At 66.2% G+C, this 20,192-nt stretch carries 28 protein-coding genes; 13 read left to right on the top strand and 15 right to left on the bottom strand.

Going from position 1 to position 20,192, the window contains the following annotated elements; genetic code table 11:
* Genes EWH21_RS14180 through EWH21_RS14195 form a run of 4 tightly spaced genes read left to right on the top strand, consistent with a single transcriptional unit; the run spans position 1 to position 3,606 of the window.
* On the top strand, positions 1-792 hold the full coding sequence (locus tag EWH21_RS14180) for an SDR family oxidoreductase (RefSeq protein WP_134676771.1): 792 nt from the start codon (positions 1-3) through the stop codon (positions 790-792).
* A 12-nt stretch (positions 793-804) separates the two neighbouring features.
* Complete coding sequence (locus EWH21_RS14185; RefSeq protein WP_277698630.1) at positions 805-1,455, top strand: tetratricopeptide repeat protein; 651 nt, start codon at positions 805-807, stop codon at positions 1,453-1,455.
* 19 nt (positions 1,456-1,474) lie between these two features.
* Positions 1,475-2,131 carry a response regulator transcription factor gene (locus EWH21_RS14190; RefSeq protein ID WP_047591139.1) on the top strand — a complete coding sequence of 219 codons (657 nt, stop codon included), beginning with the start codon at positions 1,475-1,477 and terminating at the stop codon, positions 2,129-2,131.
* Entirely contained in the window at positions 2,128-3,606 is a 1,479-nt protein-coding gene (locus tag EWH21_RS14195; protein WP_277698631.1) for an ATP-binding protein, read from the top strand. The genes EWH21_RS14190 and EWH21_RS14195 overlap by 4 nt, the downstream gene beginning before the upstream one ends.
* A 244-nt stretch (positions 3,607-3,850) precedes the next feature.
* Here EWH21_RS14195 and EWH21_RS14200 read toward each other — a convergent pair whose 3' ends face one another.
* The 9 genes from EWH21_RS14200 to EWH21_RS14240 form a co-directional block, all read right to left on the bottom strand.
* Positions 3,851-4,153 carry a ribbon-helix-helix domain-containing protein gene (locus EWH21_RS14200; RefSeq protein ID WP_037048108.1) on the bottom strand — a complete coding sequence of 101 codons (303 nt, stop codon included), beginning with the start codon at positions 4,151-4,153 and terminating at the stop codon, positions 3,851-3,853.
* Between the two features lie 90 nt (positions 4,154-4,243).
* On the bottom strand, positions 4,244-4,828 hold the full coding sequence (locus EWH21_RS14205) for a DJ-1/PfpI family protein (RefSeq protein WP_172979219.1): 585 nt from the start codon (positions 4,826-4,828) through the stop codon (positions 4,244-4,246).
* A gap of 86 nt (positions 4,829-4,914) precedes the next feature.
* On the bottom strand, positions 4,915-5,523 hold the full coding sequence (locus tag EWH21_RS14210) for a DUF2846 domain-containing protein (protein ID WP_037048113.1): 609 nt from the start codon (positions 5,521-5,523) through the stop codon (positions 4,915-4,917).
* A 159-nt stretch (positions 5,524-5,682) separates the two neighbouring features.
* Positions 5,683-6,594, bottom strand: a complete 912-nt coding sequence (locus EWH21_RS14215; protein WP_037048115.1) for an SDR family oxidoreductase — start codon at positions 6,592-6,594, stop codon at positions 5,683-5,685.
* A gap of 101 nt (positions 6,595-6,695) precedes the next feature.
* Positions 6,696-7,226 carry a DUF1569 domain-containing protein gene (locus EWH21_RS14220; RefSeq protein WP_134676775.1) on the bottom strand — a complete coding sequence of 177 codons (531 nt, stop codon included), beginning with the start codon at positions 7,224-7,226 and terminating at the stop codon, positions 6,696-6,698.
* Complete coding sequence (locus EWH21_RS14225) at positions 7,205-8,116, bottom strand: alpha/beta hydrolase (protein WP_277698632.1); 912 nt, start codon at positions 8,114-8,116, stop codon at positions 7,205-7,207. The genes EWH21_RS14220 and EWH21_RS14225 overlap by 22 nt, the downstream gene beginning before the upstream one ends.
* Positions 8,113-8,898 (bottom strand): class II aldolase/adducin family protein, encoded by a 786-nt coding sequence (locus EWH21_RS14230; protein ID WP_134676777.1) that lies wholly within the window; start codon positions 8,896-8,898, stop codon positions 8,113-8,115. Before EWH21_RS14230 ends, EWH21_RS14225 begins: the two co-directional genes overlap by 4 nt.
* A 151-nt stretch (positions 8,899-9,049) precedes the next feature.
* On the bottom strand, positions 9,050-9,517 hold the full coding sequence (locus tag EWH21_RS14235) for a cupin domain-containing protein (protein ID WP_277698633.1): 468 nt from the start codon (positions 9,515-9,517) through the stop codon (positions 9,050-9,052).
* Position 9,518: 1 nt separating this feature from the next.
* The gene (locus EWH21_RS14240; protein WP_037048125.1) at positions 9,519-9,968 is read right to left on the bottom strand and encodes a flavodoxin; all 450 of its coding nucleotides are present in this window, start codon (positions 9,966-9,968) and stop codon (positions 9,519-9,521) included.
* A 102-nt stretch (positions 9,969-10,070) separates the two neighbouring features.
* Here EWH21_RS14240 and EWH21_RS14245 point away from each other — a divergent pair, with 102 nt between their 5' ends.
* The gene (locus tag EWH21_RS14245) at positions 10,071-10,517 is read left to right on the top strand and encodes a PAS sensor domain-containing protein (RefSeq protein WP_037048127.1); all 447 of its coding nucleotides are present in this window, start codon (positions 10,071-10,073) and stop codon (positions 10,515-10,517) included.
* 66 nt (positions 10,518-10,583) lie between these two features.
* Positions 10,584-11,192 (top strand): PilZ domain-containing protein, encoded by a 609-nt coding sequence (locus EWH21_RS14250; protein ID WP_047591154.1) that lies wholly within the window; start codon positions 10,584-10,586, stop codon positions 11,190-11,192.
* 20 nt (positions 11,193-11,212) lie between these two features.
* Here EWH21_RS14250 and EWH21_RS14255 read toward each other — a convergent pair whose 3' ends face one another.
* Positions 11,213-12,166 carry a MerR family transcriptional regulator gene (locus EWH21_RS14255; RefSeq protein WP_047591177.1) on the bottom strand — a complete coding sequence of 318 codons (954 nt, stop codon included), beginning with the start codon at positions 12,164-12,166 and terminating at the stop codon, positions 11,213-11,215.
* Positions 12,167-12,467: 301 nt separating this feature from the next.
* Between EWH21_RS14255 and EWH21_RS14260 the strand changes: the two genes are divergently transcribed.
* The 7 genes from EWH21_RS14260 (at position 12,468) to EWH21_RS14290 (ending at position 16,469) form a co-directional block, all read left to right on the top strand.
* A complete protein-coding gene (locus tag EWH21_RS14260; protein WP_277698634.1) occupies positions 12,468-13,034 on the top strand; it encodes an antibiotic biosynthesis monooxygenase in 567 nt (188 codons plus the stop codon).
* Positions 13,035-13,354: 320 nt separating this feature from the next.
* Entirely contained in the window at positions 13,355-14,065 is a 711-nt protein-coding gene (gene folM, locus EWH21_RS14265; protein WP_037048144.1) for a dihydromonapterin reductase, read from the top strand.
* A 25-nt stretch (positions 14,066-14,090) separates the two neighbouring features.
* Positions 14,091-14,651, top strand: a complete 561-nt coding sequence (gene folE, locus EWH21_RS14270) for a GTP cyclohydrolase I FolE (protein ID WP_037048146.1) — start codon at positions 14,091-14,093, stop codon at positions 14,649-14,651.
* A complete protein-coding gene (gene folX, locus EWH21_RS14275; protein WP_277698635.1) occupies positions 14,651-15,022 on the top strand; it encodes a dihydroneopterin triphosphate 2'-epimerase in 372 nt (123 codons plus the stop codon). The genes folE and folX overlap by 1 nt, the downstream gene beginning before the upstream one ends.
* A gap of 65 nt (positions 15,023-15,087) precedes the next feature.
* A complete protein-coding gene (locus EWH21_RS14280) occupies positions 15,088-15,378 on the top strand; it encodes a DUF1244 domain-containing protein (protein WP_277698636.1) in 291 nt (96 codons plus the stop codon).
* Positions 15,378-15,719, top strand: coding sequence for a HopJ type III effector protein (locus EWH21_RS14285; protein ID WP_134676780.1), 342 nt, complete (start codon positions 15,378-15,380; stop codon positions 15,717-15,719). Before EWH21_RS14280 ends, EWH21_RS14285 begins: the two co-directional genes overlap by 1 nt.
* 162 nt (positions 15,720-15,881) lie before the next feature.
* Positions 15,882-16,469, top strand: coding sequence for a putative glycolipid-binding domain-containing protein (locus EWH21_RS14290; protein WP_037048154.1), 588 nt, complete (start codon positions 15,882-15,884; stop codon positions 16,467-16,469).
* 35 nt (positions 16,470-16,504) lie between these two features.
* Here EWH21_RS14290 and EWH21_RS14295 read toward each other — a convergent pair whose 3' ends face one another.
* From EWH21_RS14295 to EWH21_RS14315, 5 genes are all read right to left on the bottom strand, one after another.
* Positions 16,505-16,834, bottom strand: coding sequence for an AzlD domain-containing protein (locus tag EWH21_RS14295; protein ID WP_047591165.1), 330 nt, complete (start codon positions 16,832-16,834; stop codon positions 16,505-16,507).
* The gene (locus tag EWH21_RS14300) at positions 16,834-17,544 is read right to left on the bottom strand and encodes an AzlC family ABC transporter permease (protein ID WP_037048161.1); all 711 of its coding nucleotides are present in this window, start codon (positions 17,542-17,544) and stop codon (positions 16,834-16,836) included. The genes EWH21_RS14295 and EWH21_RS14300 overlap by 1 nt, the downstream gene beginning before the upstream one ends.
* A 64-nt stretch (positions 17,545-17,608) precedes the next feature.
* Positions 17,609-18,421, bottom strand: a complete 813-nt coding sequence (locus tag EWH21_RS14305; protein WP_277698637.1) for a PAS domain-containing protein — start codon at positions 18,419-18,421, stop codon at positions 17,609-17,611.
* The gene (locus EWH21_RS14310) at positions 18,421-19,080 is read right to left on the bottom strand and encodes a response regulator (RefSeq protein ID WP_037048164.1); all 660 of its coding nucleotides are present in this window, start codon (positions 19,078-19,080) and stop codon (positions 18,421-18,423) included. Before EWH21_RS14310 ends, EWH21_RS14305 begins: the two co-directional genes overlap by 1 nt.
* Positions 19,077-20,186 (bottom strand): ATP-binding protein, encoded by a 1,110-nt coding sequence (locus EWH21_RS14315; protein ID WP_277698638.1) that lies wholly within the window; start codon positions 20,184-20,186, stop codon positions 19,077-19,079. Before EWH21_RS14315 ends, EWH21_RS14310 begins: the two co-directional genes overlap by 4 nt.
* Between the last annotated feature and the right edge of the window lie 6 nt (positions 20,187-20,192).

The following is a 20,192-nucleotide window of genomic DNA, read 5'->3' on the forward strand; positions in this document are numbered from 1 at the left end:
ATGCAACCAACGGACTGCCGCGCCCTGCTCACCGGCGCCAGTGGTGGCATCGGCCAGGCCCTGGCCGAGCGCCTGGCCAGCGAGGGGGCCCACCTGCTGCTGGCCGGCCGCCGCCTGGAGCCGCTGGAGCCGCTGCTCAAGCGCTTTCCGCAACAGATCCAGCTGGTCCAGGCCGACATCGGTACACGGGCCGGGCGGGATGCGCTGGTCGCCGCGGCGCAGAACTTCGGCGGACTCAACTGCCTGATCAACGCGGCCGGGGTCAACCGCTTCGGCCTGCTCGATCAGCAGGACGAACAGCAGATCGCCGAGCTGATCGGTCTCAACGTCACCGCCACACTGCAGCTGACCCAGCGCCTGCTGCCACTGCTGCGGGCACAGCGCCGGGCCCTGCTGATCAACGTCGGCTCCACCTTCGGCACCATCGGCTACCCGGGCTTCGCCGCCTACTGCGCGAGCAAGTTCGCCCTGCGCGGTTTCTCCGAAGCGCTGCGCCGCGAACTGGCCGACACCAACGTCGGTGTCCTCTACTTCGCGCCACGGGCCACCCGCACGCCGATGAACGCACCCAGCGTGGTGGCGATGAACGACGAGCTGGGGGTGGCCATGGACGACCCCGAGCAGGTCGCCGGCGAACTGCTCCAGGCCATTCGCCACGAGCAGGAAGAACGCTACCTGGGTTGGCCCGAGCGCCTGTTCGTGCGCCTCAACGGCCTGCTGCCGCGGGTGGTCGACCAGGCCCTGCGCAAGCAGTTGCCGATCATTCAACGCTTCGCCCGTCACAAGCACTGAGGAGATTGCCCCGTGAACGCATTTCGCACCCTGATCATCGCCGCGCTCGGCTGTGCCACCCTGCCCGCCTTCGCCCTGAGCGAGGGCGGCCAGACCCAGCTGCACCAGTTGCAGACGCGCTGGGCCGAGATCAACTACCAGTTGCCGGAGAAGCAGCGCGAAGAAGCCTTCGGCAAGCTGGTCACGCAGGCCGACGCGGCCCTGGCCGGCGAACCCAAGGCGCCGGAGCTGCTGATCTGGCGCGGCATCATCCTCAGCACCCAGGCTGGCGCCAAGGGTGGCCTCGGCGCGCTGAGCCTGGTCAAGCAGGCCAAGTCCAGCCTGGAGCAGGCCCTGGCGATCGACCCGCAGGCGCTGGCCGGCTCGGCCTACACCAGCCTCGGCAGCCTGTACTACCAGGTGCCCGGCTGGCCGATCGGTTTCGGTGACGACGACGAAGCCGAGAAGCTGCTCAAGCAGGCCCTGGCGATCAACCCCGACGGCATCGACCCGAACTACTTCTACGCTGACTACCTGCAGCGCAAGAAGCGCTACGCAGAAGCCCGTGGCGCGCTGCAGAAAGCCCTGGCCGCCAAGGACCGTCCAGGCCGCGAACTGGCTGACAAGGGACGCCGCGCGGAAGCCCAGGCGCTTTTGCAGCAGGTCGAGGGTAAACTCAAGTAATTCATCTGCAGGAGCTGCCATGCGCATTCTTCTCGTCGAAGACGACCCGGCCCTGGGCGAAGGCATTCGTACCGCGCTGAAACCCGAGGGCTACACCGTGGACTGGCTGCAGGACGGCGCCAGCGCCCTGCATGCCCTGAGCCACGAAAGCTTCGAGCTGGTCATCCTCGACCTCGGCCTGCCGCGCATGGACGGCCTGCAGGTGCTCAAGCACCTGCGGGCCGCCGCCAACCCGGTGCCGGTGCTGATCCTCACCGCCCGCGACGCCACCGGCGACCGCATCGCCGGGCTCGATGCCGGCGCCGACGATTACCTGGTCAAACCCTTCGACGTGGCCGAACTCAAGGCGCGCCTGCGGGCCTTGTTGCGGCGCAGTTTCCAGCGCCCGCAACCGGCACTGGAATACCGCGGCGTGCGCCTCGACCCGGCCAGCCAGCTGGTCGAGTACCAGGGCCAGACCGTGAACCTGCCACGCAAGGAATTCCTCCTGCTCCACGAATTGCTGATCCAGCCCGGCCGCGTGCTGACCCGCGACAAGCTGCAGCAGGCGCTGTATGGCTGGGACGAGGAAGTGGAAAGCAACGCCCTGGAAGTGCACGTGCACCACCTGCGCAAGAAGTTCTTCCCGGAGCTGATCCGCACCGTGCGTGGCGTCGGTTATCTGGTGGACAAATGAGGGTGCTGAAGACCTTCGGCTCCATCCGTACCCGCCTGCTGGTTCTGTTGCTGCTGATGCTCGCCGCCAGCTTCGGCCTGATCAGCCACAAGATCTACAACGACTCCGTGCACGAGGTGCGCGAGCTGTTCGACGCCCAGCTGTCGCAGACCGCACGCCTGCTGATGGGGCTGGTACGCCACGACCTCGACGAGAGCGGGCGCCGCGAGATGCAGACGGTGCTCGACGAGGCGCTGCTGCTGCACAGCGCGCGCAACCCGGAGAACCTGCTCGGTCACGAATACGAAGGCAAGCTGGCCTTCCAGATGCTCGACGACGATGGCGAGCTGCTGTTCCAGTCCGCCAGCGCCCCGCCGGGGTTACTCAACGACATGATCGCGCAGCTCGGCCTGGCCCTGCCCGATGGCGAACAGCCGATGCGCGAGCGCCTGGCGCAGCTGGCCCGCTACCTGATCGGCTACCACACGCTGAACATCGGCGAGCATCGCTGGCGGGTATTCGTCCTGCATGACAGCCGCGACTACCACTGGGTACTGGCCGGCGAACGCGAGGATGTACGCGGCGAGCTGATCGGCAAGATCGCCCAGCGCAGCCTGCAGCCGTTGCTGATCGGCCTGCCGCTGGTCGGGCTGTTGCTGTGGCTGGCGGTCGGCTGGGGCCTCAGTCCCCTGCAGCGCATGGCCGACGCCATTCGTGGCCGGGCACCGGACAACCTGTCGCCGCTGGTCTTCCCGCCGCTGCCCAACGAGCTGGAACCGATGGCCGCCGCGCTCAACCGCCTGCTGCTGCAGGTCAACCAGTTGCTGGAGCAGGAAAAACGCTTCATCGCCGATGCCGCGCACGAACTGCGCACGCCGCTGGCGGTGCTGCGCATCCACGCGCAGAACGCCCTGGAAGCGCCGGATGCCGCTGACCGCGACGAAGCCCTGCGCCAGTTGGCCGGCGGTGTCGACCGCGCCACCCGCGTGGTGGCCCAGTTGCTGACCCTGGCGCGCCTCGACCCCAACAGCGCGCGCCTGAGCATGGGCAAGACGGACCTGCTGGCCTTCCTGCGCAGCGAACTGGCCGAGCTCACCCCGCTGGCCCTGAACCGCCAGCAGGACCTGGTCCTGGAAGCCGACGATCAGGGCGACTACGACCTCGTCGCCGACGCGCCAAGCCTGGGTATTCTGCTGCAGAACCTGGTGAGCAACGCGGTGCAGTACACACCTGCCGGTGGCTGCATCCAGGTCCAGTTGCTGGCCAGCGCGCAGGCGCTGGTGCTGCAGGTGCAGGACAGCGGCCCCGGGGTACCGGCGGAACTGCGCGAGCGACTGTTCGAACGCTTCTTTCGTCTTGGCGACGGCCAGGGTGCGGGGCTGGGGCTGTCCATCGTACGCCGGGTGGTGGAGTTGCATCAGGGCAGCATCAGCCTGGAAGACTCGGCGCTCGGTGGCTTGCAGGTCAGCGTACGCCTGCCTAGACGCCTGGTCTGAGGCGCCGGTTGCCCGCTGAAGTGGCGGGCAATCGCTCAGGCATAGCCATTGATAATTGCCAGCATAGAAACAATCCAGTTTCTCAATGAGACTGCCACACTGATCATGGCCGCCTGTTCGCCCCATCACCCAGGAGCCCCAGACATGAGCCTGATCAAACGTTTCCTGCAGTCGTCCCGTCCCGCCCGGCAAGCCGCCGACACACCCGCGGAAGCGCATCCGAACTTCTGGATGTATCTCTGATTCAGCTGCCCGCGCCCACCACCCGCAACGGCACCTGCCGCCCGGCCTTCTGCGCCAGGTAGCGGGTGCAGCTGACGCGCAGGAACGAGGCGAAGTTGACCACCTCGCCACGCAGGTCCATGACCTCTTCGTAGAGCTTGGTGATCAGCTGGTTGGTGGTCATGCCATCGACTTCGGCGATTTCGCGCAGGATGTCCCAGAACTGGTTCTCCAGGCGCAAGGTGGTGACCACGCCACGAATGCGCAGCGAGCGTGAGCGCGACTCGTAGAGAATCGGATCGGCCTTCACATAGAGTTCGCACATCGGCGCTGTCTCCTCTCGGGCGTTGCGGCCCGGATGCGTTCGGGGAATGGCGCCATGATGCACCCCGAATCCATTCCGGGCCACGTTTCGCTACAGACGGATTTCCGTCCCCAGCACCTTGAGAAACGCCGCCAACCAGGCCGGATGCGCAGGCCAGGCCGGCGCCGTGACCAGCTTGCCCTGCACGTGCGCCTGGTCCACCGGAATATCCACGTAGGTGCCGCCAGACAGCCCCACCTCCGGCGCACAGGCCGGGTAGGCGCTGCACTCGCGTCCTTCCAGCACACCGGCGGCCGCCAGCAGTTGCGGGCCGTGGCAAACCGCAGCGATGGGCTTGTCCGCACTGGCGAACGCCTTGACCAGGGCGACGACGTCCGCATTCAGACGCAGGTATTCGGGCGCACGGCCACCGGGCACCAGCAGCGCGTCGTAATCCTCGGCGCGGACCTTGTCGAAGTCATGGTTCAGGGCAAAGTTGTGCCCGGGCTTCTCGCTGTAGGTCTGGTCACCCTCGAAGTCGTGGATGGCGGTTCGCACCGTCTGCCCCGCGACCTTGCCCGGGCACACCGCATGCACCGTGTGACCGACCATCTGCAGGGCCTGGAACGGCACCATGGTTTCGTAGTCCTCGGCGTAGTCGCCGACCAGCATGAGAATTTTCTTGGCAGCCATGATCGTCTCCTGAAGGTAGGTTGAACGAGGCCATTATTCGCCCCTAAAGCTTCCGACAGGTAACAACCGGGTACTACTCCCCGACGCGATCAGATACCGACCTTGTCCAGCGCTTCGCCGATCGAGCGCCAGAAACCACGTTGCGGTCGCTCCGGCTCCTGGTGGCTGGCAGCGATGCGGGCCATCGGTTGCACCAGGCGGGTCGCCCCGAGTTCGCGCTGCGCCAACTCGGCCGAGACCAGTTGCAAGGGGCCATCGCCGCCACTCTGCAGCGCCCCGCCCTGTGGCGGTGGGCCGTCCTCGTCGTAACGCAGGTAGTAGGTGCCGCCGACGGCAGCATCCAGGGTGAAGCTGGAGATCAGGGTGAAATCCAGCGGGCCGTCGGCCAGCAAGGTCCAGAAGCTGCCCGCCAGTGGCCGGCGCATTTCCAGCTTGTAGTTGGCCGCCTCGAATTCGAATGCCAGGTAGCCGTTGCTCGGCAGGCTGCCGATCAGCTGGTTGTCGAGAAACAGCCCCGGCGCCTCCAGTTCCTGGTCGGCCCAGTCGTTGCGCGGGCGATAGAGGTATACCAGGGCGCGATTCTCGTCGCTGAGCACATGCGGCTCGAAGACTTCACCCTCGGTGGCGCCGAAGAAGGCCCCAGGTGTGGAACAGGCGGCAAGCAGGACGATGGGCAGCGACGACAGCAGACGACGCATCGGTCATTCCTTCTGATGATGATGCGTCGAGCTTAGCCGCAGTGCCTGCCGACGGCACCCGACGAAAGTGCGGCTCGTTCCCTCGCCGATGCGCCAGCGGCCGCAAGCACGACGAAAAAGGCCGACATCGAAGTCGGCCCTGGTCCCTGCGGGTGTCGCTCAGAGGGCGTACTGTTGCAGGTTCGCCATCATTTCCTTGAGCGCCTCGACGTTGTCCGCCGGATGCGCGGCGCCGTCGAAATCGCAGATGCGCTGCCACTGCGCGGCGACGTCGTCGGGGCTGAAACCGGCGCGCGGATCGAAACCGACACCCAGGCTGCGCTCCCAGCGCACCTTGCCGATCCAGCCGCCACCGACCTCATAGAGGCCGCCGGTGTCCTGGCAGGCGGCGCTACCGAGGTACACCACCAGCGGGCTGACCAGCTCGGGTTTGAGCTGCTCGAACACCTGCGGCGGGATAAGCCCTTCGGTCATGCGCGTGGCGCCGGTGGGCGCGATGGCGTTGATCAGGATGTTGTTCTTGCGCCCTTCGATGGCCAGCGTGCGGGTCAGGCCATAGAGGCCGAGCTTGGCCATGCCGTAGTTGCTCTGGCCGAAGTTGCCGTAGATGCCCGAGGTGGACGAGGTGAAGATCACCCGCCCGAAATTCTGCTCGCGCAGGTGCGGCCAGGCGGCACGGGTGGTCTTGTAGGCGCCTTCGACGTGGACCTTGTAGACCAGGTCCCAGTCGGCGTCTTCCATCTTGTGGAAGCTCTTGTCGCGCAGGATGCCGGCATTGTTGACCAGCACGTCGATGCGGCCGAAGGTATCCAGCGCGGTCTGCACGATCTTGTCCCCGTCGGTGACCGAGTCATGGTTGGCCACCGCCGTACCGCCGAAGGCGCGAATCTCTTCCACCACCTTGTCCGCAGCCGACGCGTTGGCCCCTTCGCCATGGGTGCTGCCGCCCAGATCATTGACCACCACCCTGGCCCCGTGACGGGCGAACAACAGGGCATGGGCGCGGCCCAGGCCACCACCGGCACCGGTGACTATGACCACTTGATCTTCGAAACGGATGGCATCGCTCATCGAAAGCTCCCTCGGCAGAATGTGAATGCCCCGAGTGTCAGGCAGCCCCGCACGCTTCACAAGGCGCGCGCGGCGCCTGAATGACGGCCGATAATGCGACCTTATGCGAGGCGCAGCAGACTCAGGTGGTCGTACAGGTGCATCACGTGCGCGGCGGCGTATTCGCCGTGACTCAACGCACCGTAGGCGAAATGCGGCTGCAACTCGCCCTGGTATGAGGCGAAACGCACGAAGGCGCTGCGCAGCCGCTGCAGCGCGGCTTCCTGGCTGTCCGGCTCGAGCAGCGCAGCCGCGCCGGGAATCGGCTCGTCGAGCGGGTGCCGCATGCCGCCGCGTGCGCTGAACACGGCGAACGCCGCAGGCCCGAGGCTGTGGCGAAACCAGGCCGGCTTGAGCCGGGGGTAGCCGTCGATGGAGTAGTCGATGCTCTGCGCGCAGTGATTGAACACCTCGCTCGGGCTCCAGCCGCGCAGGCTCTGCAGCGCCCTGCCCTGCAGATCGGCCAGCACCTGCTGCGCGGCAGCGAGGCTCAGCGCAGCCGGGCGCGGGCCACCGGGCAAGGCCCAGAACCCGGCGCCAAGCGCGGCCACGCCAGCGACGGCGGTACCTTTCAGCAGTGTTCGGCGCTGCATGCCACGGCCTCCGGCAGATCACGGAACTGCAGATAATGCGCGAGCACCTGGTCAGGCGCCTCGAGCTGCGGGTAATGGCCGATACCCTCCAGTAGCACGGTATCGGCCGCCGTGATCAGCTCACGGTAGCGCGCCACCATGTGCGCACCGGAGATGGGGTCGACGGCGCCATCGATGACGCGCATCGGCACCTGCGTCGCCTGCATCGCCGCGACCCAGCGCTCGCGTTGCTGACGCCGCTCGGGCATGTAGCGGATCAGACGGTGCATCACCGCCGGGCCGTTGTCGTGCTCGATCAGCCGCCACAGCGCATCCAGCTCGGCCTCACTGGCCTGGGTATGCGGACCGAGGATGCGGGCAAAGCTCTGCGCCAGCTTGCGCCGTGAGAACAGCCGCCCGATCAGCGGCCCCAGGGGGCCCAGCAGCAGCTTCTGCACGCGTACCGGATGGTGGGTCTCGGGGAACAGACCGCCATTGAGGAACACGCAACTGGCCAGTTGCAGGCGCCCCTCCTGATGGCGGGCGATCAGCTCCTGCGCCACGCTGTCGCCATAGTCGTGCGCCAGCACGTGCACGGGGCGTCGCTCGCCGACCTGCGCCAGCAGCGCCTGCTGCAGGTCGGCCTGCTCCAGCAGGCTGTAGGCATGGCCACGCGGCTTGGCCGAATAGCCGAAACCGAGCATGTCGCAGGCGATCAGCCGGTAGCGCCCGGCCAGCGGTGCCCACAGGCGATGCCAGTCCCAGCTCGCGGTGGGGAAACCATGGATCAGCAGCAGGGGCTCGGCATCCGCCGCGCCTGCCAGCCAGTAGCATATCGGCTGGCCGGCGAAGGTCATGGTCCGGCCCTGCGCCTGCCAGTGCTGCAGGTCGATGCCTGGCAGTTCGCTCACTGGTCGTAGCCCGGCATCTGCTGATCCAGCTTGCGCAGCAGCGCCGGCCAGGGCAGTGCACCGCCCATGCCCTGCTGCGTCTTCATCACCCCGGCGATCATCGCCCTGGCGCCATCGAGAATCTGCTGCGGGATGTGGATCAGCTCGGTGCCCGCGCCCTGCGCCATGACCTGGATCTCGCAGGCGCGTTGCAGGGTGAACATACCGAGGAAGGCATCGGCGATGCTGCCGAAGGCAGTGAGAAGACCGTGGTTGGGCAGGATCATGAAGTTCTTGTCGCCCAGATCGGCCTGCAGGCGCGCCTTCTCGTCATGGTTCAGCGCCACGCCCTCGTACCCGTGGTAAGCCAGGCTGGCGAGGACGAACAGCGACTGCTGGGACAGCGGCAACAGGCCCTGCTTCTGCGCCGACACGGCGATGCCCGCCGGCGTATGGATATGCAGCACGCAGCCGACATCGTGGCGCACCTCGTGCACCGCGCTGTGGATGGTGTAGCCGGCCGGATTGATGTCGAACGGGCTGTCCATCAGCTTGCTGCCGGCCAGGTCGACCTTGACCAGGCTCGACGCGGTGATTTCGTGGAACATCAGCCCGTAGGGGTTGATGAGGAAGTCCTCGGTGCCCGGCACCTTGGCCGAGATATGGGTGAAGATCAGGTCATCCCAACCGTACAGCGCGATCAGGCGATAGCACGCCGCGAGGTCGACGCGGGTGCGCCATTCGGCCTCGGAGACCTGATTCTTCACGGCAGGGAGTTTCAGCGGAGCATTCACGGCGGTCACCTCGATATTCTTGTTGGTCGGTGGTGTCCGCAGTCTAGTCCTGCGCCTGTCAGGCGGTAGTCTCCCTGGCAGCCATCTTGATGGCTTTGCGGGTCACGAGGCTGGCGCGCCGAGGTGCGATAAGCGGGTATTCGCCGTGGTGATCGGCGTGTCAGAGCAGCTCGGGATACTCGGCCACCAGCTGCGGCCACTGCGCCTGAGCGTGCTGATCATCGGCCAGCAAGCGGAAGCCGGCGAACTGAAACTCCGGCGCCACGCTGCAGCCGACCAGGGTGTAGGCCCCTGTCGAACGAGCGGCCTGCCAGGCATGGGCAGGCACGGCTTGCTGCGGCAACTGCTCGCCCTCGACGGGACCGAGCAGCTCGCAACGCGGGCTGCCAGGCGCATCGGCGATCAGCAGTTGCAACGGATCGCCCTCGTGGAAATGCCACAGCTCATCGGCATCGACCTGGTGCCAGCGACTCACCACTCCACCCGGCAGCAGGAACAGAATGGCGCTGGAGGCCGCCCGCCCCCGCGCATCGCGCTGCGAGGCAACGAACAGCCGCCGGTAGAAACCGCCCTCCGGATGCGCGTCGAGGCCGAGGCGCTCGATCAACTGCCGCGCACGCGGGTGCATGTCAGCCCTTCAGCGCAGTAGCCAGCGCCTGCAGCCAGGGCTCGGCGTCGCTTTCCGGGGTGACCGTCTCGCTGGAGTCCAGGCGCAGCATCTCGACCGCCTCGCGCAGGCCCAGCTCGGCATACAGCTCGCGCATCAGCTCGCCGCCGCCACAGAAGGTGTCATAGCTGGAGTCGCCCAGCGCCAGCACTGCGGCGGGTCGCCCGGCCATGGCCGGCAGACGGTCACGCAGCTCGCTGTACAGCGGCAGCAGGTTGTCCGGCAGCTCGCCCATGCCGGTGGTGGAGGTGACGGTGAGCAAGGCATCGGGGGCGAACGCCAGCAGTTCATCGAGGCTCATGTTCGCTTTGTGCCAGGCATCCAGCCCGGCGGCCTTGAGCTGACGCTCGGCGTGGCGGGCGACTTCCTCGGCCGTGCCGTAGACCGATCCCGAGACGATGGCGACTTTCATGACAACTCCAGAAACAGGAAAAACGCCGCGCATTATGCCGCAAGTAGACAGCATGACCCGATGTTTTAGAATGCTCTGCATATCCTTTGCGGAATCGAACCGATGATCAATGCCAAGCTACTGCAACTGGTAGTCGACGCCTCCAACGACGGAATCGTGGTGGCCGAGCAGGAAGGTGAAGACAACATCCTCATCTATGCCAACGCGGCGTTCGAGCGTCTGACCGGCTACGCCAGCGACGACATCCTCTACCAGGACTGCCGTTTCCTGCAGGGCAGCGACCGCGCACAGGCCGGCCTGCAGGCGATTCGCGATGCGGTCAAGGCACAACGGCCCTGCCGCCAGATCATCCGCAACTACCGCAAGGACGGCAGCGCCTTCTGGAACGAGCTGTCGATCACCCCGGTGCTCAACGAAGGCGACCAGCTGACCTACTACATCGGCATCCAGAAGGACGTCACCGAGCAGGTGCAGGCCCAGCAGCGCGTCAAGGAGCTGGAAAGCGAAGTGGCCGAGCTGAAGGCCGAGCTGGCACGCCTGAAAAGCTGACGAACGGACAAAACTATCCGCCGGTAACGCAGTCCGAAGGGTTTACCCCCCTTGTAGTCTCATTCCATGCAACGCGACCCGCTGCTGACCCAGGCCGAGCTGGATTTCATCCAGGAACTCATCTCCCAGCCCCTGCGCGCGCCCCGCTCGGCGGCTGTCGCGCAGCTGGCCATCGGCGAGCAGCTGAGCGCACTGCTGAGCCACGTGAGCGACGCCCGGCAGTTGAGCCTGAACACCCATAGCGACCACGAGCACCTGAGCTTTCCGCTGTACCTGGTCCAGGACAGCGAGACGCAGTCACGCCTGGAGCTTGGCGCCCCGCTGATCTTCGAGCAGGGTTTGCACGAACGCCCCTGGCGCCTGCAACTGCCCGGCCCGCTGCCCCTGCTCGACGACAACGAGCAGCCATCTGGACTGACGGCGCTGGAGCTGTCGAACAACGGCATGCTGGTGCAGTACGCCAAGGCCGGTACTCCGGCCAAGGACCAGTTGCTGCAACTGATGCTGCCGATGGAGCGCCGCGTGCAGCTGCGCGCCTGCCTGGTCCGGCGCGTCGACCGCCGGCATTACGCCTACAGCGTGGAAACCCTGCACGCCGAAGACGAGCAGACATTGCGTCAGTACCTCTTCGAGCAGCACAGCGAGCATCGGCAACAGCCAGAAGCCATCGCCTGACGCAGCACCGGCCGGGCCGTTCAGGTATCGAGATGCCCGGCCAGGAACTGCTGGAGGCGCCGCTGCATCAGCCGCGCCTCGCTCCCCAGGCAGGCGATTGGCGAGCCGGCCAGGCTCTCCTCGGCCAGATCGGCCCCTTCCCCGGCGAGCAACAATGGGCACTGCAGCCCCAGCGCGAGACGCGTCAGTTGTCGTGGCAGCTCGTCGCCAGGCGGTTGCTGGCTGAAGATGACCAGCGCGTGCGGCTGCATGCGCTCGCAGACCAGCGCCAGGTCGGTCAGCGGCGTGCCCGGCCCCATCACCGTCACGTCGATGTCATGACTGCCGAGCAGCAGCGCGGCGACCAGCAGTTCGAGCTCCCGGCAGTGATTCGGCAATGCCACCAGCAGCACGCGCTGCCGCGACTCGTCGCGCCCCAGCTGCAGGCGCTGCCAGCAACGTCCGCGCAGGAAGGCATCGAGCATCAGCCATTCACTGCGCTGGCCCGGATCGTCCTGGCGCAGCAGCAGCTCCTGCCAGACCGGCATGAGGATGTCCTGGAACACCACCGGCAAGGGGTAGCAGGAGAAGATCTGCCCATACAGGCGCGCCACGCTGGCCTCGTCGAAATGCTGCAGGGCACTGCGCAGCTGCTCCTGCCACTGGCTCCAGTCGTCACCGCTGACCTCGCTGTAGGCCGGCGCCGGAGCCGTGCGGCTGCTGGCGCTCTTGGCCAGGATGGAACCGACCTTGCTGACCGCAACACCGCGCTCGATCCAGGCCAGGATGCTGCGCACCGCGTCGATGTCGGCCTGGGAGTAGAGGCGATGGCCACTGTCGGTACGCGTCGGCTGGATCAGCCCGTAGCGCCGCTCCCAGGCACGCAGGGTGACGGGGTTGACCCCGGTCAGACGCGACACCTCGCGGATCGGGAACAGCTCTTCCTGCTTCAAGGCATTGGACGCAAGTGAAGTGACACCAGCGAGTTCGGACATGGCTTCGGGCATCGCGGCAAGTGACAGGCCGGCATTGTAACCCAGCCTGTGCACACACCCTATACAACGCCGTGCGCTGCACAACAATGCAGCTCCAACGGCGCCATGCGCCCTGCCTGGGTGCAACTCGACAGCGCCTGCCTGCGCGCCTGGCGGCTGTGAGCCCGCGCCATATGAGGGGGCTGGCTAATTTGCACAAAACCGGAATAATCCTTGCTGCATTTTTCGTCGAGCACAGCACCCCGTGCCCGACAGCGCCTGATGCCCCACCCGGCCAAGGCAACATTCGAGGAGATACACAATGTCCCCTGTTACCCTCATGGTGGCGCGCCGCGTCGCCAACGGTAGTTATCACGACTTCATCGCCTGGCTGCGTGAAGGCGAACACCTCGCCACCGACTTCCCCGGCTATCTCGGCTCCGGCGTACTAGCGCCACCGCCAGGTGACGACGAATTCCAGATCGTGTTCCGCTTCAGCGACGAGCAGACCATGGCCTCCTGGGAACACTCGGCCTCGCGCCAGGCCTGGCTCGCACGGGGCGCCGGCCTGTTCGCCCAGCCTCAGGAGAAACGTGCCGTCGGCCTCGATGCCTGGTTCGGCAGCAGCCTTCGCCAACCTCCACGCTGGAAGCAGAGCGTGGCCATCTGGCTGGCGTTCTTTCCCGTCTCGCTGGCCTTCAACCTGCTGTTCGGCCCCTGGCTGGCGGACCTGTCGCTGGTGACCCGCATACTGCTGTCGACACTGGCCCTGACGCCACTGATGACTTACCTGTTCATACCGCTTTCGACCCGGCTGCTCGAACCCTGGCTGCAAGGTAACTATCAGACGCGTCTGAGCAGGCGTGCCGCCAGCATCGGCAAACCCTGATCTTTGACCGTTTCGACGACCGGCCAGCCCTGTGCTGGCCGGTTGCGTTCTGTCCGCTGGCCGCCGAAACTTATACACAAACCAATCAATGTACAAATAAAGTACAACAAGCTGCCAAGCAGAACTGAGCAAAAAAGCCTTTAAAGTCAGCAAAATGGGCAAGCCAGCTGATCCGGACGCTAAACCCGCACGCTTCACATGGTTGTACAAGAGGCAGCTCTGGTATAGCGTTGTCCATGGCTTGGTGCGTGCCGCCTGCCACTGGTCAGGTACCCAAGGGCGGTACAGCCAGGCCTTCGCCCTTTCTGCGTGAGTCGCACATGAGCGCTGCCTCTTTACCCATTCTGATCACCGGTGCCGGCCAGCGAGTCGGCCTGTACTGCGCCGAGCGCCTGCTCGACGAGGGTCAACCGGTGATCATCAGCTATCGCCAGGAACGCGACAGCATCGCGCGCTTGCGTGAGCGTGGCGCCATTGCCCTGCAGGCGGACTTCAGCGACGAAGCCGGCATCATGCGTTTCATCGAACAGCTCAGGAGCCAGTGCCGAGGCCTGCGTGCCATCGTGCACAACGCCTCGCAGTGGCTGGCGGAAACGCCAGGTGCGGAAGCCGAAGTCTTCCGCCAGCTGTTCACCGTGCACATGCTCGCGCCCTACCTGATCAACCTGCACTGCAGCGAATTGCTGCTGCAGTCCGAGCAGGCGGACATCGTCCACGTCAGCGACGACGTGGTGCGCAAGGGCAGCGCCAATCGTTCGGCCTATTGCGCCAGCAAGGCCGGCCTGGAGAGTCTGACCCTGTCGTTCGCCGCACGCCTGGCCCCCCGTATCAAGGTCAATGGCATCGCCCCGGCACTGCTGATGTTCAACGCAGGTGACGACGAGGCCTATCGCGCCAAGGCCCTGGAGAAATCGGCGCTGGGTATCGAGCCCGGCCCACAGGCCTTCTATCAGAGCCTGCGCTACCTGCTCGACAACCCCTACCTGACCGGAACCACCCTTACCCTCAATGGTGGTCGCCACCTCAAGTGAGGCGCCCACTCATCAGGACACTGCCATGAGCGAACCCCTTTCCCAGCACTACCGCGAAATTCTCAAGGGCCTCGGTGAAAACCCCGAGCGCGAAGGCCTGCTCGACACGCCCAAACGCGCGGCCAAGGCCATGCAGTACCTCTGCCATGGCTATCAGCAGTCGCTGGAAGAGATCGTCAACGGCGCGCTGTTCGAGTCCGACAACGACGAGATGGTGATCGTCAAGGACATCGAGCTGTACTCGCTGTGCGAGCACCACCTGCTGCCCTTCATCGGCAAGGCGCACGTGGCCTACATCCCCACCGGCAAGGTGCTGGGCCTGTCCAAGGTGGCGCGCATCGTCGACATGTACGCGCGGCGTCTGCAGATCCAGGAAAACCTGACCAAGCAGATCGCCGATGCCATTGCCCGCGTGACCAACGCCGCCGGCGTCGCCGTGGTGATCGAAGCCAAGCACATGTGCATGATGATGCGCGGCGTGGAGAAGCAGAACTCGGTGATGAGCAGCTCGGTAATGCTTGGTGCTTTCCGCGAGTCCTGCAACACTCGTCACGAATTCCTGCAATTGATCGGACGGAACAGCTAATGCCGCGACTGGAACCCGGAATGGCGCGCATCCGCGTCAAGGACCTGCGCCTGCGCACCTACATCGGCATCAAGGAAGAGGAGATCAACAACAAGCAGGACGTGTTGATCAACCTGATCATCCTCTATCCGGCAGTCGATGCCGTGGAAGTCAACGACATCGACCACGCCCTCAACTACCGCACCATCACCAAGGCGATCATCGCCCATGTCGAAGGCAACCGCTTCGCCCTGCTGGAACGCCTGACGCAGGAGATTCTCGACCTGGTCATGGCCCACCAGGCCGTGCGCTACGCCGAGGTGGAAGTGGACAAACCCCATGCCCTGCGCTTCGCCGAATCGGTGTCCATCACCCTCGCCGGCCATCGCTGACGGCGGCTTGCTGCCTCCCGACGAGGCTCTTATCATCGCCGCCATCTAATCCCGGAGAGCCCGCCATGACCGAACAACAACGTCTGGAACTGGAAGCCGCAACCTTTCGCGCCCTGCTGCAGCACCTGCGCACGCGCTCTGACGTGCAGAACATCGACCTGATGAACCTGGCCGGTTTCTGCCGCAACTGCCTGTCGAAGTGGTACAAGGCCGCGGCTGACGAACAGGGCCTCGAGGTCAGCGTCGATCAGGCTCGCGAGACGGTGTACGGCATGCCCTACGCCGACTGGAAAGCCAAGTACCAGACAGAAGCATCGGCCGAACAGAAGGCCGCATTCGAACAAGGAAAACACTGATGACCGCTCTCAGCGCCCTGCGCAGCCGCCTGCAGCAGGACGATTTCGCCTTCAGCGAAACCCTGGCCTTCGTCGCCGAGCACTACGACTACCAGCCCAGCGCCTTCCGTAATGGCGCCGTGGAAAACGCCGCCGGACAGAACGAAGGCTCGTGCAAGACCCTGGGCCTGGCACTGCTGGAAGGCTTCAGCCAGGAAGAAGCGCTGCGCGCCTTCGGCGAGCACTACCGCAGCGTGCTGGCCACGCCGCAGGGCAGCGACCACGGCAACATTCGCGCACTGCAGGCCCACGGCCTGGAAGGCGTCACCTTCGAGCAGCAACCGCTCACCCGAAAAGCCTGAAGCTGCAGCGCAAAAAATTGCGCAATTGTCAGCAAATGCTGACAGACATCACATTGCCATCGCTTTATCCTGCGCGCCATAACAACTCATGGAACACGAGGGAACGTGTTCTGCGCGCAGTCGCCCTTCCCTCCTGTTTCGCGCTCGGCATGGAGTCGACCGATGCAGCAAACCCTGGTATGGAAACCCTGGCACACCCCCGGCGTGGAAACCCTGCGCCTGAGTCAGGATGCCCACGGCATCCACGCGACCAGCCACCTCATGCAAGTGATCAAGGGCAACAGCATCGTTGCCAACTACCTGATCGACTGTGACGCACGCTGGCGCTTCCGCCGCCTCTGGCTCAAGGTCGACAACCACGGCCAGCGCCGCATCTGCCTGCAGCGCGATCTGCGTGGCCGCTGGCTGCTCGACGGCGAGCATCGCCCGGACCTGCAGGAGTGCCAGCACGTCATGTTGTCGGCCTCGCCCTTCACCCACACGCCGCCGCTGCAACGCAGCGCCCTGGAAACCGGGCAGAGCGACGAGATGCGTGTCGCCTACGTCGACCTGCTGAGCCTCAAGGTGGAGGCGCGCCAGCAACGCTACCAGTGCCTGCAGCGCCGCCCTGGCGAGAGCCTGTACCGCAGCCAGGCCGAAGGCCGTGAACATCAGGAGCTGAGCGTCGATGACCAGGCCCTGCTGCTCAAGGCCAGCGAACACTACCTGCGCCTGAGCCAGCGCGAACTGAAGGTCAGCGCGCTGGTGTAGAGGGCCGTGAGGCGCGACGCTGGCGCCGCCCGTCGTCAGATGGGCAGCTGCCCGAAGGCCCAGCGCAGCAGAAAGAACACCAACAAGCCGCCGCCGATGGTCGCCAGCAGATGCCGGGTACAGGCGGCAATGGCGATGGCCGCCAGGCCGGCCAGCAGGTAGGCGTTGTTCCAGCTCAGCGCCCAGTGCTGCCCGTCCGGCAACAGCATGCCCGGCACCACGATGGCGCTCAGCACGGCGGTCGGCACGTAATGCAGCCCTTGCCGGACCAGGGGCGGGAATCGCAGGTCGGGGAAAGCGAACAGGCTGTAGCGGGTGACGAAGGTAATCGCCAGCATGCCGAGGATCAGCAACCAGATATCCATCAGACCAGCTCCTCCTGCAGCAGCGGCCGACGCCGCTCCAGCCATACCCCGACGACGATGCCGCTGGCTGCGGCGGCCATCAGCCCGAGTTTGTAGGGCAGCGCATGGCAGGCCAGCGCGACGCCTGCCGCGACCAGGGCGGCGGCGACCTGCGGCTGGTTGCGCAGCATCGGCACGACGATGCCGATGAAGGTCGCCAGCATGGCGAAGTCCAGGCCCCAGGCACCGATGTTCGGCACGGCCTGGCCGAACAGCACGCCGACCAGCGTGCACAGCTGCCAGTTGCAGTACATGGCCAGCGCCGCGCCGAGGAAATACCAGTGGCGATGGGCACCCTGGTCACCCCGCGCATAACGCTGCACCACCACCGCGTAGGCTTCGTCGGTGAGCCAGAAGGCCAGCGGCATGCGCCAGCGCTTGGGCAGGTGGCGCACATGGGGCTGCATGCTGGCGCTGTACAGGGCATGGCGCAGGTTGACCACGAACGTGGTCAGCAGCACCACGGCGATGCCGGCACCGCCCGCCAGCAGGCTGATGGCGATGAACTGCGCCGAGCCGGCGAAGACCAGCAGGGACATCCCCTGCGTCTGCCAGGGATCGAGCCCGGCGGAACCGGCCAGGCTGCCGAAGATGATGCCGAAGGGAATGGCGCCGAGCAGCATGGGCAGCATATCGCGGGCACCCTGGGTGAACTCGTGTTGACGGGACATGGAACCTCCTTGGGCAGACGAGCTTAGCCAGGTGGTCCAGGTCGGGTCTTGAACGTTCTTGCTGTCAGTAGAAACCGGCGACGATCTCCTGCACGCAGGCGGGGTCGAGGTCGCGCTGCATCACCACCCCCTCGAGCCCGAGCAGATCGCCGAGGTCCGAGTAGATGCCACGGCCACGTTCGCTGACCGCCTTCTCGCTGCCGTCGGCGCACAGCAGGCGATAGTCGAAGGCGAACGGTCGTGCGGCGCGCACGCCCTCCTGGACGCAACGCCAGACCCGCTCGCGATCCTGCGGATGAATCAGGCTGTTGAACGTCAGGCTCTGGCTGTCGACCAGCGCCTGCGGTGCATGGCCGGTCAGCTCCAGGCAGCCGGCGCTGACGTACTCCATGCTCCAGTGGCGGTTGTTGCGGCAGCGGTAGACCATCAGCGGCAGGCCATCGAGCAGGTTGTTGAGGCTGCGATGGCGCGCCTGCAACTGCTGGTGCACGGGGACCTGGGCGCTGATGTCGGCCAGGCTGGCGACAAAGCCACCCGGCCGCCGGGCCAGGCGCACCTCGACCCAGTGCAGCTCGCCAGCCGGGCCGAGGTAACGCAGGCTGCCGACCCAGGGTGCCGCACCTGTCTCCAGGCCCTGCATCGCCTGCTGCCACAGGTTGCGATCCTCGATGTGCAGAAACTGGCGGTGGTCGAGGCCCAGGCAGTCGCCCACGCGCCGCCCGCTGAGCAGCTCCCAGCCACGATTGCCGCGCAGCATCGTCCCGGCCGCGTCCAGCTGTATCAGCGCCACCGGCAGTTCATCGAAACCCAGCGCGCCGGCCTCGGCCCTGGCCACGCGGCCACCCAGGCGGCCCAGATAATGGATCAGCCGCTTCATCACTGCCCTCCCGCGCCATCGATCAGTTGGCTGCGATGCGCCCAGGCCGCCAGTTCCAGGCGCGAACGCAGGTTGAGCTTGCTCAGCAGATGCTTCACGTAGACCTTCACCGTGCCCTCGCTGATACCCAGTTGCCGGGCAATCAGCTTGTTGCTGAAGCCTTCGCTGATCAGCGCCAGCGTCTGTCGCTCACGCTCGGTCAGCTCGACACGCGCGGGCTCGTGCGACACGTCATCGCGCATGCCGCCGGCCAGCAGCGCCGACAGCGCCGGATCGAGCCGCGCCTGCCCACTGGCACAGGCCCGCACCGCATCCAGCAGTTCCTCCGGCTCGCGGTCCTTGAGCAGATAGCCATCGGCACCTGCCCGCAACGCGGCCAGCAGATCGTCGCGGGCGGCCGAGGCGGTCAGCACCATGACCCGGCTGGCCGGCAGGTCGAGCTTGAGCATGTGCAGGGTGTCCAGGCCATCCAGACCGGGCATGTGCAGGTCGAGCAGGATCATCTGCGGCTCCACGCGCCGCGCCAGCTCGATGCCTGCGGCGCCGCCGGAAACGCTGCCGACCACGCGGAATTCCCCGGACGACTCGAACAGCTCGGCCAGCCCGCGACGCAGCAGCGGATGATCGTCGATCAACAGCAGGCTGAAGGGCGCGCTCATGTCCGCCCCCAGTGCAGGCGCACGCAGGTGCCGCGCCCCGGCGCCGACTCGATCGACAGCTGCGCGCCGATGGCCGCCGCCCGCTCACGCATGATTGTCACACCGAAATGCCCACCCTCGGGCGGCTGCGCCGGCAAGCCGACACCGTCGTCATGCACCTCGACCACTGCGCCGCTGCCCTGTGGCCACAGGCGAATCCACACCTGCCGCGCATGCGAATGGCGCACGACGTTGGCCAGCGCCTCGCGCACGATCTGCAGCACCTGCAATTGCGCCTCGCTCGGCAGCGCATGGGCCGGCAGGCGGTTGTCCAGGCTGAAGACGCAGCCGCTGCTGCGCGAGAACTCCTCCACCGAGCTTTCCAGTGCCTGGCGCAGCGAGCGGCCATCCATGGTCAGCCGCGCGCTGCTGATCAGTTCGCGCACCTGCCGGTGCATGACCCGCAGGCCGTCGCGCAAGTCATCGAGCATGAGCTGCGCGGCATCGTGCTGGCGCTCGTCCAGCACGGTCTGCAGGCGGCTGGCGCGGATCTGCAGGTAACTGAGTTGCTGCGCCACCGAGTCGTGCAGCTCCCGCGCCAGCACGCCGCGCTCGGCGCTCAGCTCGCGTCGGCGCAGACGTCGCTCCTCGGCGAAGGCCTGCAACGCCTCGCCCAGGGGGCGGCTCATCTCACGCAGGCGCTCGCGCTGCCACAGCTGCGGGCGCTGCGGGAAATCCACCCGCAACAGCGCGCCCTGCCGGTCCTCCTGGTAAAGGCCGGCCAGGGCACGGTAGCGACCCTGGGCCAGACAGCCCGGGCAGAGGCGCACCCGGCCCGGCAAGGGCGGTTCGAGGCAGTGCGCGGGACAGTCGCCCGCCACCCAGTCTTCCGCTGCCCCCAGGTGACGCCAGCCGGGTGCGCCGAGCTGCGGCAACGACAGCTGCACGGCCGCCGCCTGCAATGCCCTCTGCAGATGCGGCAGCAGCTCCAGCAACGGCGCATCGGCACCGGCCTGCTGCAACAGACGCAGGGGCAATGCGGCGAGTGCCTGGCGATAGGCCGGCAGTTCCGGCACGTCTCGCGGTCGACGCTCGACCAGGAAGGTACGCAGTAGCAACTGGAGCATGCGCTC

It is taken from the genome of Pseudomonas sp. REST10, from assembly GCF_029542605.1.
GTDB classification, from domain to species: domain Bacteria; phylum Pseudomonadota; class Gammaproteobacteria; order Pseudomonadales; family Pseudomonadaceae; genus Aquipseudomonas; species Aquipseudomonas khazarica.

What these genes read in the sequence shown, in the direction of transcription:
- EWH21_RS14180 (WP_134676771.1), top strand. Translation starts at nt 1, where the DNA reads ATGCAACCAACGGACTGCCGCGCCCTGCTCACCGGCGCCAGTGGTGGC.
- EWH21_RS14190 (WP_047591139.1), top strand. Translation starts at nt 1,475, where the DNA reads ATGCGCATTCTTCTCGTCGAAGACGACCCGGCCCTGGGCGAAGGCATT.
- EWH21_RS14195 (WP_277698631.1), top strand. Translation starts at nt 2,128, where the DNA reads ATGAGGGTGCTGAAGACCTTCGGCTCCATCCGTACCCGCCTGCTGGTT.
- EWH21_RS14200 (WP_037048108.1), bottom strand. Translation starts at nt 4,153, where the DNA reads ATGTGCGAACTCTATGTGAAGGCCGATCCGATTCTCTACGAGTCGCGC.
- EWH21_RS14210 (WP_037048113.1), bottom strand. Translation starts at nt 5,523, where the DNA reads ATGCGTCGTCTGCTGTCGTCGCTGCCCATCGTCCTGCTTGCCGCCTGT.
- EWH21_RS14215 (WP_037048115.1), bottom strand. Translation starts at nt 6,594, where the DNA reads ATGAGCGATGCCATCCGTTTCGAAGATCAAGTGGTCATAGTCACCGGT.
- EWH21_RS14220 (WP_134676775.1), bottom strand. Translation starts at nt 7,226, where the DNA reads ATGCAGCGCCGAACACTGCTGAAAGGTACCGCCGTCGCTGGCGTGGCC.
- EWH21_RS14235 (WP_277698633.1), bottom strand. Translation starts at nt 9,517, where the DNA reads ATGCACCCGCGTGCGCGGCAGTTGATCGAGCGCCTCGGCCTCGACGCG.
- EWH21_RS14240 (WP_037048125.1), bottom strand. Translation starts at nt 9,968, where the DNA reads ATGAAAGTCGCCATCGTCTCGGGATCGGTCTACGGCACGGCCGAGGAA.
- EWH21_RS14245 (WP_037048127.1), top strand. Translation starts at nt 10,071, where the DNA reads ATGATCAATGCCAAGCTACTGCAACTGGTAGTCGACGCCTCCAACGAC.
- EWH21_RS14250 (WP_047591154.1), top strand. Translation starts at nt 10,584, where the DNA reads ATGCAACGCGACCCGCTGCTGACCCAGGCCGAGCTGGATTTCATCCAG.
- EWH21_RS14255 (WP_047591177.1), bottom strand. Translation starts at nt 12,166, where the DNA reads ATGTCCGAACTCGCTGGTGTCACTTCACTTGCGTCCAATGCCTTGAAG.
- EWH21_RS14260 (WP_277698634.1), top strand. Translation starts at nt 12,468, where the DNA reads ATGTCCCCTGTTACCCTCATGGTGGCGCGCCGCGTCGCCAACGGTAGT.
- folM (WP_037048144.1), top strand. Translation starts at nt 13,355, where the DNA reads ATGAGCGCTGCCTCTTTACCCATTCTGATCACCGGTGCCGGCCAGCGA.
- folE (WP_037048146.1), top strand. Translation starts at nt 14,091, where the DNA reads ATGAGCGAACCCCTTTCCCAGCACTACCGCGAAATTCTCAAGGGCCTC.
- folX (WP_277698635.1), top strand. Translation starts at nt 14,651, where the DNA reads ATGCCGCGACTGGAACCCGGAATGGCGCGCATCCGCGTCAAGGACCTG.
- EWH21_RS14280 (WP_277698636.1), top strand. Translation starts at nt 15,088, where the DNA reads ATGACCGAACAACAACGTCTGGAACTGGAAGCCGCAACCTTTCGCGCC.
- EWH21_RS14285 (WP_134676780.1), top strand. Translation starts at nt 15,378, where the DNA reads ATGACCGCTCTCAGCGCCCTGCGCAGCCGCCTGCAGCAGGACGATTTC.
- EWH21_RS14290 (WP_037048154.1), top strand. Translation starts at nt 15,882, where the DNA reads ATGCAGCAAACCCTGGTATGGAAACCCTGGCACACCCCCGGCGTGGAA.
- EWH21_RS14295 (WP_047591165.1), bottom strand. Translation starts at nt 16,834, where the DNA reads ATGGATATCTGGTTGCTGATCCTCGGCATGCTGGCGATTACCTTCGTC.
- EWH21_RS14300 (WP_037048161.1), bottom strand. Translation starts at nt 17,544, where the DNA reads ATGTCCCGTCAACACGAGTTCACCCAGGGTGCCCGCGATATGCTGCCC.
- EWH21_RS14305 (WP_277698637.1), bottom strand. Translation starts at nt 18,421, where the DNA reads ATGAAGCGGCTGATCCATTATCTGGGCCGCCTGGGTGGCCGCGTGGCC.
- EWH21_RS14310 (WP_037048164.1), bottom strand. Translation starts at nt 19,080, where the DNA reads ATGAGCGCGCCCTTCAGCCTGCTGTTGATCGACGATCATCCGCTGCTG.
- EWH21_RS14315 (WP_277698638.1), bottom strand. Translation starts at nt 20,186, where the DNA reads ATGCTCCAGTTGCTACTGCGTACCTTCCTGGTCGAGCGTCGACCGCGA.